At 31.5% G+C, this 19,839-nt stretch carries 18 protein-coding genes, 1 pseudogene and 1 other annotated feature; of the genes and pseudogenes, 16 read left to right on the top strand and 3 right to left on the bottom strand.

Annotated elements, in window-relative coordinates; genetic code table 11:
- Positions 1-25 precede the first annotated feature (25 nt).
- The 10 genes and pseudogenes from cbiE to JOC70_RS11395 all read left to right on the top strand — a co-directional run.
- Positions 26-622: pseudogene (cbiE, locus tag JOC70_RS11440) on the top strand (precorrin-6y C5,15-methyltransferase (decarboxylating) subunit CbiE); the annotation flags it as partial.
- Positions 608-1,210: a precorrin-6Y C5,15-methyltransferase (decarboxylating) subunit CbiT gene (cbiT, locus tag JOC70_RS11435; RefSeq protein WP_204599223.1), complete on the top strand. Its 603-nt coding sequence runs from the start codon at positions 608-610 to the stop codon at positions 1,208-1,210. The pseudogene cbiE and the gene cbiT, both read left to right, overlap by 15 nt.
- A complete protein-coding gene (locus JOC70_RS11430) occupies positions 1,210-1,878 on the top strand; it encodes a cobalt-factor II C(20)-methyltransferase (protein ID WP_204599019.1) in 669 nt (222 codons plus the stop codon). Before cbiT ends, JOC70_RS11430 begins: the two co-directional genes overlap by 1 nt.
- 13 nt (positions 1,879-1,891) lie before the next feature.
- Positions 1,892-2,662, top strand: a complete 771-nt coding sequence (gene cobM / locus JOC70_RS11425; protein WP_204599018.1) for a precorrin-4 C(11)-methyltransferase — start codon at positions 1,892-1,894, stop codon at positions 2,660-2,662.
- A gap of 40 nt (positions 2,663-2,702) precedes the next feature.
- On the top strand, positions 2,703-3,695 hold the full coding sequence (cbiG, locus tag JOC70_RS11420) for a cobalt-precorrin 5A hydrolase (RefSeq protein WP_204599017.1): 993 nt from the start codon (positions 2,703-2,705) through the stop codon (positions 3,693-3,695).
- Between the two features lie 2 nt (positions 3,696-3,697).
- Positions 3,698-4,417: a precorrin-3B C(17)-methyltransferase gene (gene cobJ, locus JOC70_RS11415; protein WP_204599016.1), complete on the top strand. Its 720-nt coding sequence runs from the start codon at positions 3,698-3,700 to the stop codon at positions 4,415-4,417.
- A gap of 188 nt (positions 4,418-4,605) precedes the next feature.
- Positions 4,606-5,370, top strand: a complete 765-nt coding sequence (locus JOC70_RS11410; protein ID WP_204599015.1) for a cobalt-precorrin-6A reductase — start codon at positions 4,606-4,608, stop codon at positions 5,368-5,370.
- Between the two features lie 53 nt (positions 5,371-5,423).
- Entirely contained in the window at positions 5,424-5,930 is a 507-nt protein-coding gene (locus tag JOC70_RS11405; protein ID WP_204599014.1) for an ECF transporter S component, read from the top strand.
- Positions 5,917-6,660, top strand: coding sequence for an AIR synthase related protein (locus JOC70_RS11400; RefSeq protein WP_204599013.1), 744 nt, complete (start codon positions 5,917-5,919; stop codon positions 6,658-6,660). Before JOC70_RS11405 ends, JOC70_RS11400 begins: the two co-directional genes overlap by 14 nt.
- 26 nt (positions 6,661-6,686) lie before the next feature.
- Complete coding sequence (locus JOC70_RS11395) at positions 6,687-7,466, top strand: sirohydrochlorin cobaltochelatase (protein ID WP_204599012.1); 780 nt, start codon at positions 6,687-6,689, stop codon at positions 7,464-7,466.
- 148 nt (positions 7,467-7,614) lie between these two features.
- Here the strand turns inward: JOC70_RS11395 and JOC70_RS11390 are convergent, their stop codons facing one another.
- The 3 genes from JOC70_RS11390 to JOC70_RS11380 all read right to left on the bottom strand — a co-directional run bounded on the left by JOC70_RS11390 (position 7,615) and on the right by JOC70_RS11380 (position 10,831).
- A complete protein-coding gene (locus JOC70_RS11390; RefSeq protein ID WP_204599011.1) occupies positions 7,615-9,021 on the bottom strand; it encodes an MATE family efflux transporter in 1,407 nt (468 codons plus the stop codon).
- Positions 9,005-9,523: a MarR family winged helix-turn-helix transcriptional regulator gene (locus JOC70_RS11385; RefSeq protein ID WP_204599010.1), complete on the bottom strand. Its 519-nt coding sequence runs from the start codon at positions 9,521-9,523 to the stop codon at positions 9,005-9,007. Before JOC70_RS11385 ends, JOC70_RS11390 begins: the two co-directional genes overlap by 17 nt.
- Before the next feature lie 129 nt (positions 9,524-9,652).
- Positions 9,653-10,831 carry an AI-2E family transporter gene (locus JOC70_RS11380; protein ID WP_204599009.1) on the bottom strand — a complete coding sequence of 393 codons (1,179 nt, stop codon included), beginning with the start codon at positions 10,829-10,831 and terminating at the stop codon, positions 9,653-9,655.
- Positions 10,832-11,064: 233 nt separating this feature from the next.
- Between JOC70_RS11380 and cobO the strand changes: the two genes are divergently transcribed.
- The 6 genes from cobO (at position 11,065) to JOC70_RS11350 (ending at position 19,808) form a co-directional block, all read left to right on the top strand.
- Positions 11,065-11,631 carry a cob(I)yrinic acid a,c-diamide adenosyltransferase gene (gene cobO, locus JOC70_RS11375; RefSeq protein WP_341534894.1) on the top strand — a complete coding sequence of 189 codons (567 nt, stop codon included), beginning with the start codon at positions 11,065-11,067 and terminating at the stop codon, positions 11,629-11,631.
- Between the two features lie 219 nt (positions 11,632-11,850).
- Positions 11,851-12,129, top strand: a complete 279-nt coding sequence (locus tag JOC70_RS11370; protein WP_204599008.1) for a hypothetical protein — start codon at positions 11,851-11,853, stop codon at positions 12,127-12,129.
- 128 nt (positions 12,130-12,257) lie between these two features.
- The gene (locus JOC70_RS11365; protein ID WP_204599007.1) at positions 12,258-13,982 is read left to right on the top strand and encodes a phospho-sugar mutase; all 1,725 of its coding nucleotides are present in this window, start codon (positions 12,258-12,260) and stop codon (positions 13,980-13,982) included.
- 399 nt (positions 13,983-14,381) lie between these two features.
- Complete coding sequence (gdhA, locus tag JOC70_RS11360; RefSeq protein ID WP_204599006.1) at positions 14,382-15,728, top strand: NADP-specific glutamate dehydrogenase; 1,347 nt, start codon at positions 14,382-14,384, stop codon at positions 15,726-15,728.
- A gap of 76 nt (positions 15,729-15,804) precedes the next feature.
- Positions 15,805-16,059: a binding site (T-box leader), on the top strand.
- 133 nt (positions 16,060-16,192) lie between these two features.
- Positions 16,193-17,215, top strand: coding sequence for an aspartate--ammonia ligase (gene asnA, locus JOC70_RS11355; protein ID WP_204599005.1), 1,023 nt, complete (start codon positions 16,193-16,195; stop codon positions 17,213-17,215).
- An 868-nt stretch (positions 17,216-18,083) separates the two neighbouring features.
- A complete protein-coding gene (locus tag JOC70_RS11350) occupies positions 18,084-19,808 on the top strand; it encodes a flavin monoamine oxidase family protein (RefSeq protein ID WP_204599004.1) in 1,725 nt (574 codons plus the stop codon).
- The last annotated feature ends 31 nt before the right edge of the window (positions 19,809-19,839 follow it).

Raw genomic sequence — 19,839 nt, 5'->3', positions numbered from 1 at the left:
AAAACAGTAAAAAGGAAGTGTTTGTGTGGTTTACATAGTAGGCATAGGGCCAGGAAGCAAAGAATACATACTTCCTCAAGCTATAAAAGTTTTAGAAAGCTCAGAAGAAATAATAGGTTTTGGAAGAGCAATAAATTCTCTAGATTTTATAGATAGTAAAAAGGTTAAGGTAAATAAAATAAGCGAAGTTAGCGAATATTTGGAGTTGAATAAACATAAAAATATTGCAGTGGCAGCCTCAGGAGATCCGTTATTTTATGGAATAACTAATTACCTAAAATCTAATTATGATGGGGAAATAAACATAGTACCAGGAATTACTTCCTTTCAGTATTTAGCCGCTAAACTTAATAAGCCTTGGCAAAATGCTTTTTTAGGAAGCCTTCATGGTAGAGAGCAGAGTTTTATAAAGGGAGTTTTAGAAAATAATTTAAGTATTTGGCTTACAGATAATAAAAACTCTCCAGAAGTTTTAGCAAAAACACTTTTAGAAAATGGATTAAACCCATATATCTATGTAGGAGAAAACTTATCCTATGAAGATGAAAGAATAGAAAGTGGAACAGCTGAAGATATTAAGAGTAAAGAATTTAACGGACTTTCTATAATGATAGTAGAAAGAGAAGAAATTGACATAAAAGATAAAGAGCTTCATTTTATAAAGGATGAGGAACTCATAAGAGGAAATTGTCCAATGACTAAGGAAGAAATAAGAATACTTAGCATAGCAAAACTAAATTTAAGAGAAGACTCCTATGTACTAGATGTAGGAGCAGGTACAGGCTCTATAAGCGTTCAAGCTGCAAAGTTTTGCCCGCTTGGAAAAGTTGTTGCTATAGAAAAAGATGAAGATGCAATAGATACTATAAAGAAAAATGTAACCAAATTTAAGCTTAATAACTTAGAGCTTATCGAAGGAGAAGCAATGGAAGTAATAAATAGTATAAATTACTCCTTTGATAGTATATTTATAGGTGGCAGCGGTGGAAATATTGAAGACATCATAAAAGAATATGGCAAGAAACTAATGCCTGGTGGCAAGATGATTTTAAACTTTATAACTATAAATAATTTATATAAAGCAATGGATGCATTAAAGAAATTAGGATATAAAGTTAGTTGCACTCAAGTTTCTATAAGTAAAACTAAAGGCGAAAGTTATATGTTATTTGGAAATAATCCAATATTTATAATAGAAGGAGAAAAATAATGGCTAAGTTATATGGAGTTGGCGTAGGCCCAGGAAGTGAAGAATTAATTACACTTAAAGCGTTAAAAGTTATACAAAATGCAAAAGTTATAGTAGCACCATCCCCTAAAGAAAACGGACAAAGTGCTGCTTTAAATATAGTAAAAAGCTTTGTAAAAGAAGATACAGAGGTAATAGTAAAGCAATTCCCTATGGGTGGAGAAGATCAAGAAGATAAGATTTACGAAGCTTTCAAAACAATAGAAGAAAGACTTCATGATGGATTAGATGTAGTATTTATAACTATAGGAGACCCATTCGTATACAGCACTTACATATATCTTTTAAAGTATATAAATGAAAAGGGATACGAAACAGAAACAGTACCTGGAATAACATCCTTTTGTGCATCTGCAAGCCTTGCAGGGGAAGCTTTAGTTATAGGAGATGAGCCGCTTCTTATATTACCATCTACAAGACTAGATACAGTAAAAGAAGATCATAAGTATTTAGTAATAATGAAGGTATATAATAATGAAGAAAGCGTAATTAACTTCTTAGAAGACAAAGGCTATGAGTATGTATATGTAAAAAGAGCTTACAGAGAAGGACAGGAAGTAATAAAAGATAGAGAAGAAATACTTAAAAATAAAGACTATATGTCACTTATAATTGCACACAAGAATTAGGGGGTAAATAAAATTGGATAATAACATAAATGTTTATTTTATAGGAGCAGGTCCTGGAGATGTAGATCTTATAACTGTTAAGGGAAGAAAGATACTTGAAAAAGCTGATGTTGTAATATATGCAGGATCACTAGTTAGCAAAGAACACTTAGATTTTTGTAAGGAATCAGTAGAAATGCACAACTCAGCATCCATGACACTAGAAGATGTTATAGATGTTATGAAAAAGGCTGCTGGCGAAAATAAAATGGTAGTGAGACTTCATACAGGAGATCCTTCCATGTACGGTGCTATAAAAGAGCAAATGGATGAGCTTAATAAATTTGATATTAAATATGAAGTTGTACCAGGAGTTAGCTCTTGTTTTGCAGCAGCTGCAGCTATAAAAAGAGAATTTACACTTCCAGGGGTTACTCAAACACTAATACTTACAAGAGTAGAGGGTAGAACACCAGTGCCAGCAGGAGAAGATTTAGAAAAGCTAGCGTCAACTGGGGCTTCTATGGCAATATTCTTATCCATAAGCATGATAGAAAAAGTAGTAGAAAAGTTAAGACGCGGATATGGAAAAAATGTTCCTATAGCTATAGTTGAAAGAGCTACTTGGGAAGATCAAAGAGTTATACTAGGAACTTTAGATGATATAGCAGAAAAGGTTAAAGAAGCTAATATAACAAAATGTGCACAAATACTTGTAGGTGATTTTATAGATACTGAGTATGATAAGAGTCTTTTATATGATAAAACTTTTACTCATATGTTTAGAGAAGGTGTATCTAAGTAACCTAGGGCCGTCTTAATAACTTGAGAGGTGCTGATTTACTATGAATATAGCAGTGATTTCCATAACTAAAAATGGGGATAACTTAGCAAAAAAAATAGGAGAAAAATTTAACATACATTTATTCTCTAAAAATCTTTCTAAAGACTTTAATTTTAAAGAAGTAGTAAGAAATTCTTTTGAAAACTATGAAGCAGTGGTATTTATAACTTCAACTGGCATAGCAGTAAGATCTATAGCTCCTTATATAACTACTAAGGATAAAGATCCTGCAGTAATTGTTATAGATAATTTGGGTAAGTTTGTAATAAGTCTTCTAAGTGGGCACTTAGGAGGAGCTAACAAAATTACTAAAGACATAGCTTTAATACTTAGAGCGGAGCCTATAATAACTACTGCTACAGATAATTTAGGGATTATAGCTCCAGATATGATAGCTAAGGAAAATAATCTTATCATAGATAGCTTAAAAAATGCTAAGGATATAGCAGCTCTTTTAGTTGATGAAAAGGAAGTTGGATTTCTTGATGAAGAGGAACTAATTTCTTGCCCATCAGGTTATGTTTCTAAATTAAGACAGTGCGATGGAGTGGTTTATGTAACAAATAAAAATGTATTGGAATGCATAGAACAAAAGAAAATTCCTAAGAGATTAAAGCTTATAAGAAGAAATATAATACTTGGTATTGGATGCAGGAAAGATTATCCTATGGACTCTATGAAAGAAAAAGTTTTAGAAGTTTTAAAGGAGCAAAACATAGATGCAAGAGCAATAAAATGTATTGCTACAGTAGAAGTTAAAAAGGATGAAAGAGCTATAATAGAGCTTTCAAAATACTTAGATTGCGATATTAAAATATTCACTATAGAAGAAATAAAAAAGGTACAACATAAATATGAAGGAAGTGCCTTTGTAGAAAAAACATTAGGAATTACATCAGTGTGTGAGCCATCAATTGAGCTTGCAGGAGGAACTGTTGAAATTTCAAAGATGAAACTTGATGGAATGACACTAGCAATAGGAAAGGAAGTGTAGTTTTGGGAAAACTATATGTAATAGGAATTGGTCCTGGAGGCTTAGAACACATGACATTAAAAGCTAAGCAGGCCATTGAAGAAAGTAATATGATTGTAGGATATACAAAATACATAGAATTTATAAAGCCATTATTAGAAGGAAAAGAATTAGTATCAACTGGTATGAAGGGTGAAGTGGAAAGATGCAAAAAGGCTTTAGAGCTTGCAGCAGATAACACAGTAGCTATTATAAGTACTGGAGATGCAGGAATATATGGAATGGCAGGACTTATATTAGAGCTTAGAGAAAATGAGGACGTAGAAATAATACCAGGGGTTACAGCTTCTTCTTCAGCAGCTTCTGTAGTAGGATCTCCACTTATGCATGATAACTGTAACATAAGCTTAAGTGATCTTATGACACCTTATGAACTTATAAAAAAGAGAGTAAAGCTAGCAGCAGAAGCAGATTTTATAATATCACTTTATAATCCAAGAAGTAATGGGAGACCTCATTACTTAAGAGAAGCTATTGATATAATAAGTGAGTTTAGAGAAGGTACTACTCCTATAGCAGTAGTTAAAAATGCATTAAGAGATGGACAAGAAATACACTTATTTACACTAGAAAACTTCAATGAAGAAGTAGTAGACATGTTTTCTATAGTAATAATAGGAAATAGTCAAAGTTATATAAAAGATGGAAAATTTATAACTCCAAGAGGATACAATGTTAAGTAGTAAACAGTAGGCCAGTAACAAATGACCAGGAGCCAGTAGTCCAGTATACTAGTGGATTAATCTCAAATCGCTAATTGCCAGAGATATTAATCACTAATCTCTAGATAAAAGTAAAAATGCAAAGCATTTTACTACGGACTGACTACTGCTCACTGGAAACTGGTTACTAAAAAAAGGGTGGTGTTTTTGTGATTTGTGTTATAGCTGGAACCACTGAAGGTAGGGAAATGATTAAAGAATTGAATAAATACACCGATGATATTTTGGTGTCTACAGCAACATCTTATGGTGGAGAGCTTTTAAAGGAATATAGATATAGGTTATTAAATGATAAACCTCTTAATAGTCAGGATATGCAGAAGATGTTTGAGGAAAATAAAGTTAATGTTGTTATTGATACATCACATCCCTATGCAGTAGAAGTTAGTGAAAATTTGATGAATGTGTGTAAATTAGCTTCTATAAAATACATAAGATTAGAAAGAAAAGGTGTAGCTTATAAATTTATAAATGAGGATAAGGTTATAATATTAGAAAGTTATGGAGAACTTTATTCTCATTTGAAAAATATTGAAGGCAATATATTAAACACTACAGGAAGTAGAAATTTAAATAAAATTTTGGAGTTGGGATTATCTAATAGAATAATACATAGAGTGCTCCCTTCATTAAAAGTACTTCAAGAGTGTTTAGATTTAGGGGTTAGTGTAGAAAATATAATTGCTATAAAGGGACCTATAAGCTATGATTTAAATAGAGCTTTTATAAAGGAATATAATGCAAAGGCAATACTTCTTAAAGATAGTGGGCCTGAAGGTGGAACGGAAGAAAAAATAAGAGCAGCAGTAGATGAAGATATATATACTTTTATTATAGGAAGAAAAACTTTAAAGTATGATAAAATATTTTATGATGTTAAGGATGTAGTGAAGGAATTGGAAGTTATAGCTTAAACAGAAGAACTTATTATATTAGAATTTGAGCTATAATATCGGAGGTATTATTAATGAAGACAAAAAAATTAGTATTAACAGCACTATTTGTAGCGCTTTGTTTTATAGGAGCCAATATTAAGGTCATGGGATCAATAGCCTTTGATTCAATGCCAGCATTTTTAGCTGCAATTATGTTAGGTCCAGTATATGGAGCAATAGCAGGAGCATTAGGTCACTTTTTAACTGCATTAACTAGTGGATTTCCTCTTACGCTACCAGTACATTTAATAACTATGGCAGCAATGGCTTTAACTATGGCAGCATTTGCTGTAGTGTATAAGACTTTTTTAAATAAGAATAAGGTTTTTGCAATTATACTTTCTGTAATAATTGCAGTTATTATAAATGGACCTTTAGCACTTTTAGCTTTGACACCACTCTTACTCCCTATGATGGGTAAGGCTGGAATTATGAGCCTTGTACCTATACTATCCGGAGTGGCAGCGATAAATGCACTTATAGCTATACTTGTGTATAATTTTTTTCCAAGGAGTTTAAAGGAATATGAAAATAGCTAAGGTAAGGGATCTAACGTTAATAACTCTAGATGAAAATAAAACTATGGTAGTAGCATGTGATAGCTGTGGAAGTATAGGAATGAAAGAGGGAGATATCTTAAAGGTACCTTCTTTTTATGTAGGAAAATTAATTGCAAGAGGTCCAATAATGGAAGTAATGTGCGCTGGAGCAGAAGTTGTTACTATTACAGATGCAGTATGTAATGAGATGGAACCTACAGGAAGTGAAATAATAAAGGGAATAAAGGAAGAATTAAAATTAGCAGGTATAGCTGATATAGTTTTAACAGGAAGTACAGAAGAGAACTTTAAATCTATATCTACAGGCCTTGGAATTACCGTTATAGGAATAGCTGAAAATAAAAATTTAAAGGTCAATGCTATAAGAGAAAATTGTAAAATTATTTCCCTGGGAATCCCTAAGGTAGGAGCAGAAATAGGGTTAGATAAAGACTTAGATATAGTAAACTATGATGATTTAAGAAGGCTTTTTAACTCAGATGGAGTGTATGAAATAGTACCAGTAGGTTCTAAAGGGATACTTTATGAAGCATTGCAGCTTGCAAAAAATAATAATATGAAACTTGCGTTAAATGAAGAAATAAAAGTAGATATACATAAAACTGCAGGACCTTCTAGTGTTGTAATAGCTGCAGTAAATGATGAAGTATTAAATGAAATACAAAATGATAAAAAAATAAGTATAATAGGTAAATTAAATAAAGTTTAACTTTGTTTAATATATAGGAGGATAAAATGAAAAAGGGAATATTAGTAGTAAGTTTTGGAACAAGTTATATGGAGACTTTAAAGCTTAATATAGAAGCTTGTGAAAATAAAATAAAAGAGTCTTTTGAAGGCTATGAAATAAGAAGAGCATTTACATCAGGAATGATTATGAGAAAGCTTAAGCAAAGAGATAATATACATATTGATACTGTAGAAGAAGCACTAACTAAAATGGTTAATGACGGATTCGAAGAAATCGTTGTACAGCCTCTTCATATAATGCCAGGAGAAGAATACGATGATATAAAAAGAGATGTGCATAAATTTAGTCGTATAAATAAATTTGAAAACATAGTTTTAGGAAGACCAGTGCTTTATAGTGAAGAAGATTATAGAATTGCAGTAGAAGCATTAAAAGGGCAGCTTCCTGAATATGATGATAAAAAAGCAGTTGTTTTCATGGGACACGGCTCTACACATTATGCTAATGCATGCTATTCCATGCTTCAATACATACTTGATGATATGGGAGTTAAAAATGTATATATTGCAACAGTAGAGGGATTCCCAGAGCTTAGCCACGTAATGCCAAAGCTGAAAGAAAAGAAAATAGAAGAAGTAACTTTAATGCCATATATGCTTGTGGCAGGAGATCATGCTCAAAATGACATGGCAGGGGATGAGGAAGATTCATGGAAGGTTATATTAGAAAATGAAGGATTTAAGGTTAACATATATCTTCATGGCTTAGGAGAAAATTCTGCTTATAAAGATATTTATGTGCAGCATGTAAGAGATTGTATTTAGTGCCACCCACGTGACAAGTGGCAAGTGAGAAGTAAACAATGATTAATGATTAATTAGTATTTATAAAAGGGGATATTTCAAAAGAAATTTTCAATTTCTTTGAGATATCCCCCTTTTGATGGAGTTTTTATGAATTTATAATGGTTTTTTAGGTAAGTTCTTGTATAGGAGAAGCTTCATCAGACTCTTGGGAGGTTAAAGAACTTTCTTTTTTCTTAGAATTCAACCGTTTTAATTCCATCCAAAGCCATATTCCAGTTATAACTGAAGACAGTAAATCAGATAGTGGAGCAGCATATAGTACGCCATTTAGTCCAAAAGTTTTAGGTAAAATCATTACAGCTGGTATAAGAATAATCAATTGTCTCATTAAAGTAAGGAATGTAGATGCTTTTGCTTTGCCTACTGCTTGAAAATAGCTGGCACCTACTACTTGAAATCCAACTACTGGTAAGCAAAGGAACCATATTTTAAGAGCATTAGTACCAAATAAAATTAATTCATTATCACTATTAAACATCTTGATTAAAGCTTCAGGAAAAATTCTTGTAATAAGCCAGCCTATTAAGGTAATAGCAGTTGCCGCAGTAATAGCCCATTTTAAGGTTTCTTTTACTCTATGTGTTTTTTTAGCTCCAAAGTTATATCCGATGATTGGCTGAGCACCTTGATTGATACCAAAGATAGGCATAAGCATAAATGTTTGTATGCTATTGATTATTCCCATACCTGAAATTGCTATATCTCCACCGTATAAAATAAGACTTTTATTTAATGTTACATTTAATATACCATTACAAAACTGTCTTAAAAAGGAAGGGATACCCGTTTGTACAATTCTTTTCATAACATGAAATTCAGGCTTCATATTATCTAATTTTAATTTAATGGAACATCTTTTTCCTGTAAAATATAAAAGAATCCATATAGTTGTTAAAAGCTGCCCTCCTATAGTTGCTAGTGCTGCTCCAGTCATTCCCCACTTGAAGCCATATATAAAAATAGGGTCAAATATAATATTAAATCCAGCTCCAAAAAACATTGTTATCATTGCAATTTTAGGATTTCCATCAGCACGTATAAAATTATTAAGTCCCATACTTAGACACTGAAGAATTGCTCCCCAAAGTACAATCATCATATATTCTTTAGCGTAAGGCATTACCTCAGGACTAGAACCAAGTAATTTTAATATAGGTTCTAAAAATATAAGACTTATAATTGTATATATAATTGAAGAAGTAATTATAAGTGTTACAGCATTACCTAAATATTTCTCGGACTCTTCAGGCTGTGCTTCACCTAGCTTAATTGAGAACATTGTTGATCCGCCTATACCAAAAAGTGACGCAAGTGCCATTATAATCAATGTTATAGGAAAGCTTATAGTAATAGCTGCTAGACCTAAGGAACCTAGGTCAGAGGCATTTCCAATATACATTCTATCAATAATATTATAAAGAGAATTTACAACCATACCCACCATGGCTGGAACAGAAAATGATACAAGTAAATTAGTTATTTTCTCTTCTCCAAGCCTATTTGTTTTTTTCACAAACTTCACCCCCATTTGAAAATAATTCTGCATAGTTTGTACTTCCTGCTTTTTCGGACATGGACTTAAGAGAATCGAGTACAATATCGATAGTATTTTCATCCATATCATTAGTAATAAGCTTAGTCCATCCTCGTAGGGCTGAATAAATAGTTTCTTTATAAGACTTTCCCTTATCAGTTGTAAATACCTTATTAGCTCTTTTATCAGCTAAGTTTTTTTGGCGCATTAGTAAACCTTTTGCCTCAAGAGATTTTAATGCTCTTGCAGTAGCAGCTTTGTCAATTAAAAGTAATGATGATAATTCCTCCTGACTAATACCTTCATTATTATATAGCTTTACCATAAAAATATATTCCGAAGAGCTTATATTTAAATCTTTTAGAGTATAGTTTATATATACATGAGATTGTCTATATAGTATAGAGACCAATTTTCCAACACTTTCTCTTTCATGCTTTCCCCCACTAATTTTCTTATTAATTAAATTATAGATAAGCATAGTTGACAGGTCAACTATATTTATAAGCTGAAATTTGATAATTAACTTTTGATGTAATACTTTGAAATAAGTGGGTTTCAAAAATTTTAAGATGTAGTTAAAACAAAAGGAAATTGCCAAGCAATTTCCTTAATTTTTGGGATTTTTATTGTCGCTAATTTTCTTTATATCCTCTGATTTTTGATCTTTATTATCTATGTATTTTTTCACAAGATTTGCATTTTGAGATTTAAATACAGCGACTTTCTGATCAAAGTATATCTTTATAGTAGCTATTGTAGGTGATGCTAGAAGCATTCCAATTATACCAAAATATCCCCCGCCTATAGTTAATGAAAGAATAATAAAGAAAGGTTTTACTCCAACGCTTTCTCCAATTAATTTTGGATCTAAATACCAAGCATCGAACTGTTGAAGAACAAATAGAAATAAAAACATTGTAATTGCCATCATAGGGGATACAAATAAGCCTATAAACAGTCCTATAATTTCTCCTACTAAAGGACCAAGATAAGGAACCATATTTGTCACTCCTACAATTAGTGACAATAATCCAGCGTAAGGAGCTTTCATTATTAATAGGCCTACTAAGGCAATAGTCCCAATAATTGCGGAATCTATAGCTTTAGTTCCTATATAAAGTCCTATCATTTTATTATAAATTTTTACCCAGCTTATAAGACAGTTACCCCTTTCTTCCTTAAGTAGCATATAAATTAAAATTTTAGCACCTCTTTTAAGTCTTTCTTTATCAAGAAGGACGTATATTGCAATCAAAAATCCTAAAACAACCTTTACTAAACTAGCAGTAGCCGAAAATATAGAGGATACAGATCCTTCTAAAATCGTCATAAGTGTTGATCCGAATTTTGATGATAATACAGATAAATAATCCAATAATCCTACATCTTTTATTAAATCATATAGATTTTCATTTTGTAATGCAGTATTAATCCATCTTTGTACTATTTGCATATATTTAGGCACTTCCGAAGTCATGGAAATTATACTATTTATAATATTAGGCAAAATATAAATAAATGCTAAAATTACTAAGCTAAGCACAGTTATATAGGTTAATGTAATAGATGATCCTCTGTTGAATTTAAGTCTTTTTTCAAAAATATTCATTAATGGATTTAAGCAATATGCAATTATTAAAGCATACACAAAAGGTGATATTATAGATGAAAATTTTGTGATAAATGTAAAAAAAACATTATAATTTTTTATAATAATATATCCTACTACTACTGTTATCACAAAGATTAATATGTCCTTAAATTTTATATTTTTATTAAAAAACAATTTAAATACTCTCCTTCTTTAATAGTTACTATAGTATAGTATATCATATCACATTTTCTGTATTAAATTTATTAATATTAAATTAAAAATGGGGTATTATGATATTATCATTATCAATAGTGTAAACCTAATTTAAAAGTGTCGCATTTTCTTTACAATTGTGCTATTATGATAATAGTAAAACATGTTAAATTAGTTGAAATGTGCTGGTTTATTTTAAATTAAAAGTTTTTATAAATCATGTAGAAAACGTTTCAAATGAAGGAAAGGGGAATATACATATGGAAACAAAAGGTTACGTTCAAGTGTACACAGGAAATGGTAAAGGAAAGACTACAGCAGCCCTTGGACTTTCATTAAGAGCTGTATGTGCAGGAAAAAAAGTATTTTTTGGTCAATTTACAAAAGGAATGAAATATAGCGAATTAGAAGCAGTAAACATACTTCCTAACTTCGAAATGGAACAATTTGGAAGAAACGCATTTATAATGGGCAATCCTACTAAAGCTGATATTGAGGAAGCTAAAAAGGGATTTAAGAGAGCAGAAGAAGTTTTAACTTCTGGAGAGTATGATGTAGTAGTTTTTGATGAAATAAATATAGCATTATTTTATGAGTTATTTACAGTAGAAGAAGTTTTAGCTTTAATAGATAAGAAGCCTGAAAAAACTGAGCTTATACTTACTGGAAGATATGCAAAAGATGAAATAATAGAAAGAGCAGACTTAGTAACTGAAATGAAACAAATAAAGCACTATTATACTCAGGGAGTACCTGCACGTAAGGGTATTGAAAGTTAAATAAAATAATAAGCGATGCTTTTACTGTGTAATTGTAAGGCATCGCTTATTTAATATATAATGCTTTTTTTATTTATATAAATATGATAGAATTAGCTGTACAAATTTATCATTTTGAATATTTTAATAATAGATATTTTTATGAAAAATGGGAATAAATATTTTTAGAATACACTAAAGAATAAACAGGTAAAAGAACAATAAATAAGGAGAGATTGTATGAATAATAGAGAAAGATTAGAAATGCTAAATAGAAATCAAAAATTATTGAACGTATTATTTACTCTTGTAACACTTGCATCCATTTTTGCAAGAAATTACAGGGGCAATGCAACTATGGTTGCAGTTATTGTAGGATTTATGGTTGCAGCATTTGGAACTTATGTATATATAACATTTAAGACAGGGTTATTAAAAAGAGTAAAATTTAATATCGCTGCATTTTTAATATTAGTATTTTTAGTAGGAAATACTATATATGAATTATTCATACACTAAAGTTTATAGGAAACATTTCAATGAATTGAGGTATAATAAAATGGTATGGCTAAAAGTCATACCATTTTACTTTTAGGGAAAGTTTGGTAAAATATAAATATATTATTTTTTTGAAAGGAGCTTAGGATATGGAATATATGAAGAACTATGAAAACTGGCTAAGGGATGAATATATTGATGAAGAAACTAAACAAGAACTTAGAGGAATAAAAGAAAACTTAGAAGAGATAAAGGATAGATTTTATACAGATTTGGAATTTGGTACTGCAGGGCTTAGGGGAAAAATTGCAGCAGGTACAAATAGGATGAATATACATATAATAAGCAGGGCAACTCAAGGTCTTGCAAATTTTATAATAGAACAGGGCAGTCAAGCAATGAAAAGAGGAGTTGCCATCGCATATGATAGCAGACATTTTTCTGATAAATTTGCTAAAACTGCAGCTTTAGTACTGGCTGGAAATGGCATAAAAGCTTATCTTTTTGAGGGATTGAGGCCAACTCCGGAGTTATCATTTACGGTTAGAAGATTAAATGCAATATCAGGCATAGTTGTAACGGCAAGTCATAATCCAAGAGAATATAATGGATATAAGGTTTATTGGGAAGATGGTGCTCAAATAATTTCTGAAGTTGCAGATCCTATAACGAAGCATATAAGTAATATAAAAAGTTTTGGTGAAATAAAAAAGATTACTGAAGAAGAAGCTCTAGAAAATGGATTGTTGGAGATGTTAGGAAAGGAAATAGATGATGAATATACTGCTAATGTCAAGGCTTTGAGTCTTAGGGATGAAATAGATAAGGATATAAAAATAGTATATACTCCACTGAATGGAACTGGGAATATACCAGTCAGAAGAGTGCTAAAGGAAAGAGGATTTACAAATATAATTGTAGTTCCTGAACAGGAAAATCCAGATCCAGATTTTACAACTGTAGGGTATCCAAATCCTGAAGATGTAAAAGCATTTAAGTATTCGGAGAAGCTAGGAAAAGAAATAGGAGCAGAGCTTTTAATAGCTACGGATCCAGATTGTGATAGACTTGCAATAATGGTGAAAGATAAAAATGATGAGTATGTGGACTTTAATGGAAATCAAACAGGCGCTATTTTAATAAATTATATATTATCAAGTATGAAGGAAAAAAATAAAATACCAAAGGATGGCTGTATAATTAAGTCAGTAGTTACAGGAGATTTAGGAAAAGCTATAGCAAATAAATATAACGTAGGAACTTTTGAAACTTTAACAGGGTTCAAAAATATCTGTGGCAAGGAAAGAGAGCTAGAGGAAGAAGGAATATATAAATTTATATTTGGATATGAAGAAAGTATAGGGTACGTTACAGGAACTTTTGTAAGAGATAAGGATGGAGTAAGCTCTGCCATGCTTTTATGTGAAGCAGCAGCCTACTATAAAAGCATAGGGAAATCTCTTATAGACGTATTAAATGAAATATATGAGGAATTTGGATACTATAGAGAAAAGCAGATATCTCTTGTATTAGAAGGAATAGAAGGTCAAGAACGTATAAGTAGAATGATGAAAGTTTATAGAAGTGAATTTCCAAAGGTTATAGGAGAATCAAAACTTGCATTTTATACTGATTTAGATGAAGGTAAGGATTATGATTTATTTACTGGAAAAGAAACTGAAAATATTATTGGGAAATCAAATGTACTTAAGTTTATGCTTGAAGATGGCTCATGGTATGCTGTAAGACCTTCAGGAACTGAACCTAAGATAAAAATATACATTTATACCAAATCAAACACTTTAGAAAAAGCAGAAGAAAAGATAAAGGTTATAGAAGAGATTGTAATGGGGAAACTTAATTCTGTAGAATAAAATTATGATATTTTAAGATGATGTTGAATCCGTCGTATGGGATTTGTATTTAGGAAAGTGCTTACTTTGCTTTCCGTAATGCAGATCCCATACTATATATTCAGCATTAAGAATATTATCTAAACTAATGAAGGAAGAAATTCAGATATCTAAATTTCAAGTGAAATTATAATCTATTATTTGTAGAAATTTTGATGCTTAAAAATCTCGTTTTAATAGTAACAACTTAACATGTTAAAGTGAAGTTGAAACTTACAAAATAAAAAGTTTCATAAAATAGTTTATATATCTATACAAACCATTGATAATTTGATAAAATAAAAAAGTGAAAAAACAAATATGCAATTTGTGTAAAAAAATATTTCAAAAAAATGTTGTTGAATTGGGGGCATTTATAAAATGAACATGCAGAGTTATGTAAATGAAATCTTTGAAACAGTTAAAAAAAGAAATCCTGGTGAGTCAGAATTTCATCAAGCAGTAAAAGAAGTATTAGATTCGTTAGTACCAGTTTTAGAAAAACATCCTGAATATGTTACAGAAGGCGTAGTTGATAGAATTGTTGAGCCTGAAAGAATGATAATGTTTAGGGTTCCATGGGTAGATGACAACGGTAAGGTTCAAGTAAATAGGGGATTTAGAGTTCAATTCAATAGTGCTATAGGACCATATAAAGGAGGACTTAGATTACATCCTTCAGTTAATGGAAGTATTATCAAATTTTTGGGATTTGAGCAGATATTTAAAAATTCCCTTACAGGCTTACCAATAGGAGGAGGTAAAGGTGGCTCTGACTTCGATCCTAAAGGAAAATCAGATAGAGAAGTTATGAGATTTTGCCAAAGCTTTATGTCAGAACTTTATAGACATATAGGACAATTCACTGACGTACCTGCTGGGGACATAGGTGTTGGTGGAAGAGAAATAGGATACTTATTTGGACAGTATAAAAAGTTGAAAAACAGCTATGATGCTGGAGTTCTTACTGGAAAAGGACTTAACTATGGTGGAAGTTTAACAAGAACGGAAGCTACTGGTTATGGATTAATTTATTTTGTAGAAAGAATGCTGAATGAAAAAGGAAATTCTATAAAGGATAAAACTGTAGTTGTTTCAGGTTCTGGAAATGTAGCTATATATGCAATTCAAAAGGCTCAGGAACTAGGAGCTAAAGTTGTAGCTTGCAGCGATTCAGCTGGATATATTTATGATAAAAATGGTATAGATGTTGAGATTGTAAAACGCTTAAAAGAAGTTGAGAGAAAGAGAATAAAAGAGTACTTAAATTATCATAAAGATGCAGAATATCATGAAGGATCTACTGATGTATGGACAATAAAGTGTGATGTAGCTCTTCCATGTGCAACTCAAAATGAAATAGATGAAAGTTCAGCAAAGACACTTATAGATAATGGTGTTATAGCAGTAGCTGAAGGAGCTAATATGCCTTCTACACTTGAAGCTACAGAACTTTTCTTAGAAAATAATGTGTTATTTGGACCAGCAAAGGCTGCTAATGCAGGCGGAGTTGCAGTTTCAGCATTAGAAATGTCTCAAAATAGTATTAGACTTTCTTGGACATTTGAAGAAGTAGATGAAAAGTTAAAACAAATAATGATAAACATATATGAAAATGCAAGCGCTGCAGCTAAGGAGTATGGAAAAGAGGATAACCTAGTTGTAGGAGCAAATATAGCAGGATTTAAAAAGGTTGCAGATGCAATGATGGCTCACGGGGTAATATAATAATTTTTATAAAAATTATTAAAACCCCCTTGACATTATAAAATAGAATATTTATAATTGACTCATTAATAAAAATTCACAGACTATGAAGAGAAGAGTAAGTATAAAATGTAGTTTAAGCGAGCTGGTGAAGGTGAAAGACCAGTACGAAGTTTATACCGAAGAACATCTCTGAGTTTCTAACCAAAATCTAAATTTTAGAAAGTAGGCTTAGACGGAGAACCGGACTGTTAAAACCGGAAAGTATTAATTATGATACTTTTATCAAAGTTGAGCTTATTATAAAGCTAACTAGGGTGGTACCGCGGAATTATAACCTTTCGTCCCTTATTTTTAGGGATGAAAGGTTTTTTGTTTTATACAAATACATATAAAACTGGCCAGTTTTATAAAGATAATAATGTGGATCTTAAGATCAAGAACAGTTCTATAAATTTTAAATAATTAAATTGGAGGAAATAACTATGAGTAAATATGAAGAAAGATTAATTATACCAGAAGGATATAAATCAACTTTAAATTTAAAAGAAACAGAAATAGCTATAAAGAAAATAAAGGATTTCTTTGAGCGATCATTGTCAGAAAGACTTAATTTAATAAGAGTATCAGCACCACTATTTGTAAGAAATGATAGAGGATTAAATGATAATCTAAGTGGAGTAGAAAGACCTGTAAGCTTTACAGTAAGAGATGATAATGAAGCGGGTGCTGAAATAGTTCATTCTTTAGCCAAGTGGAAGAGGATGGCGCTATATAGATATGGTTTTAAGGTTGGAGAAGGACTTTATACAGATATGAATGCTATTCGTAGAGACGAAGATTTAGATAATATTCATTCTATATATGTAGATCAATGGGATTGGGAAAAGGTTATAAATAAAGAACAGAGAAATGAAGGGTTCTTACAAGAAATCGTAACAGAAATATATAAAGCATTTATCGAGACAGAGAACTATGTTAATAGAGAGTATCCATTTATAGAAAAAATACTTCCAGAAAAAATAACCTTTATAACTTCTCAGGAGTTAGAGGATAAATTTCCAGGGTTTACTCCAAAGGAAAGAGAAGATGCTATTGCAAAGGAACACGGCGCAGTATTTATAATGAAAATAGGAAAAGTACTTGAATCTGGAGAAAAGCATGATGGAAGAGCTCCAGACTATGATGATTGGGAATTAAATGGAGATATATTATTATGGAATCCAGTGCTTGGTAGAGCATTAGAGCTTTCTTCTATGGGGATAAGAGTAGATGAAGAATCACTTTTAGAGCAGCTTAAACTTGCAGGATGTGAAGAGAGAAAGAACTTAGAGTTCCATCAGATGCTTTTAAATAAGAAACTTCCATATACCATAGGTGGAGGTCTTGGTCAATCAAGAATATGTATGTTCTTTTTAAGAAAGGCTCATATAGGAGAGGTTCAATCTTCCATATGGCCAGAAGAAATGGTAACTAAATGTGCTGAATACGGCATTGATATACTATAGAAATATTACGACGTTTTTAATGCTCTGGGTCGTATAGAATTTTCATCTAGGAAGGCGTTCATTTTGCCGAGAACGGCTAATATTTGTAAATTTAAAATCCCTAAGCCGCCTAAACTCGCTATCGCTCAAACAGTAGGCGGCTCTTAACGGTATTTTAAATTTATAAATAAAGCTGTTCTAAGGCTCATTCAATGCCTTCTACGATGAAAATTCTATGCTTCCAGAGCATTAAAAAGTTATTCGTGTGAACTGCTGAAGGAGGAAATTCAGCTAACTGAATTTCTAAGATGTTTTAGGAATTAGCGCATAAAGATTTTTAGGGCGGCAGCCTTTAAGGTTAGAAGAATTTATACAAAATAAATGAAAAATTTAATTTATAAGTTGAAGAAAAATAGTATTATAAAAGATTCTTAATAAAGAAATAGGATTATTAATATCTTACAACCCATCAGTTTGCGGGCTTATCAGCCCTTTGATAAGTGTCAATTTAAGGGGATTTGGTCAAAACGAAATTCCCTCCTTCAGTTAGTAAGCCTGAACGATATTTTTAATGTTGAACACAAGTATGGGATTTGCATTGTAGAAAGCATTGAGCACGCAATTAAAAGCTCTTTATTTCTGATTTTAAGGCGCCGTATAGAGCCTTCTACTGTTTGAGCTGTAGGCGAGTTTAGAAGGCTTAGGCGCCTTAAAAGGAAGAAATGTTAGAGCTTTTTTTGTGTAGCGAACGCTTTCCTAAATGGAAATTCCATACGACTCGTTCAACATTAAAAACGTCGTAATATCCTTTTAATTTGAAACAATTTTAACACCTTTTATAGATTCTTTGAATATATTAGTTGTAGTAATAATTTTTTAAGGAAGAATTATGAGAAAGAGTAATATTTCAGAAGTTCCATATCAAAGACCTAATCCTACCGATGAAGAAAGGCATATCCAATTGAAATATACCCTTAATGCTGGGGGGAGACCAGAAGATTATGAAAATATAATTGAACTCTTAAGTCCACCAAAGGATATAACAACTATAACTCCTAAAAATAGTGGTAAAAATGTTAAGGTTGCAGTTATAGGTGCTGGAGAAGCCGGTCTTGCAGCTGCATTTGAACTAAAAAAAATAGGATGTGATATTACTATTTTTGAAGCTTCCAACCGTATTGGAGGCAGAGTATATACTCATTACTTCGATTGTGAAGGAAAATATCCAGCTGAACTTGGTGCCATGAGAATTCCAGCTTCTCATGAAACTGTATGGCATTATATTAACTTATTTAAACTTAATACAGATGTATTTGTTACTAGAAATGTAAATGGATTGTTTTATATTAGGAAGAGATGGGCTAGAAATGACTCAGAGGGACTTAGCGTTATGGAAAATATATATCCTGCCTTTAATTTAACTCCTGAAGAAAGAAGAACTCCTTGGCAACAGCTTGTAGGAAGAATATTTAATAAATATGTATTGTCATTGCCTCCTGAAATTAGAAGAGAGATTATTGAAGTGAAACCAAAGTATTCAGAAGCTATAGAAGCAATGGATTGGCTGAACTATGAAATGGCATATGAAAGATCAGGACTAAGTGAAGATGCTATTACTATGTTAAGTTACTTATCAACTTTTGATGTAGCATTCTTTAATGTTGGATTAACAGAGGTAATGCAAGAAGCGTATACCGCTGATTTTTCGTTTACTTATAGAATCCCTCAAGGTAATGATAGATTAACTTCAGCCTTTTGTGAAGCATTGATGAATAAGAGGAATAGCGTTTTTGCAGGAATTAGTTCAGCTGAACTTGGAAATGTTAATTTTCAAATGAATACTGCAATTGATGGAATATATAAAGATCCTGATAAGGAAGGAATAATTTTAGAATGTAGAAAAACTCAGGATAATAGCATAAAATATGAAGATTTTGATTATATAGTGTGTGCTATACCATTTACAAGTCTTAGAAGAATGAATATCACTCCTTTATTCAGTGTAGATAAAATGCATGCTATTGCTTCGCTAAACTATGAAGCTGGACAAAAGACATATTTTTTACTTAAAGATAGGTTTTGGGAGAAAGGAAATAAAAATCAAAGAATTGTTGGTGGAAGTACTGGTAGTGATTTGCAAACAATAGCTACTTTTTATCCATCTGATCACTCTATACCTGTTCCAGGACAACTTAATGCATGGGATTTGAAACCTGGAGCATCCCCAAATCAGCCAGGAGCATTACAGGTATCTTATAACTGGGGAGAAGATGCTGAAAGGGTTGGTAATAAAAAGATAGATCTTCGTATTATGGATTTTATAAAACAAACTGAAATGATTCATGGTCTTCCTAGTGGATATATAGAAGAAAATATGATAGATTATGCCTCAATATACTGGCCTGATGTTCAATATATATGGTCTGGAACTTGCCTTACAAAGCCTAAGGATAAGATTTTGTTTTCTTATGCTGTTACTCAGCCTGAAATGAATAATAGGGTCTTCTTTGCAGGAGAACACATATCCCAAAAGCACGCTTGGATTCAAGGAGCTCTTCAAACGGGAATGCTTGCAGCTAATGGAATCGCGGAACAAATAAAGGCAAAAAAATAGCAAGAAAAAAGCTCCCTTCACTAGGGAGTTT

It is taken from the genome of Clostridium pascui, assembly GCF_016908015.1.
GTDB classification, from domain to species: domain Bacteria; phylum Bacillota; class Clostridia; order Clostridiales; family Clostridiaceae; genus Clostridium_AK; species Clostridium_AK pascui.
Note: the sequence above shows the minus strand (reverse complement) of the source record. Positions and strands in the feature narration are given on the sequence as shown.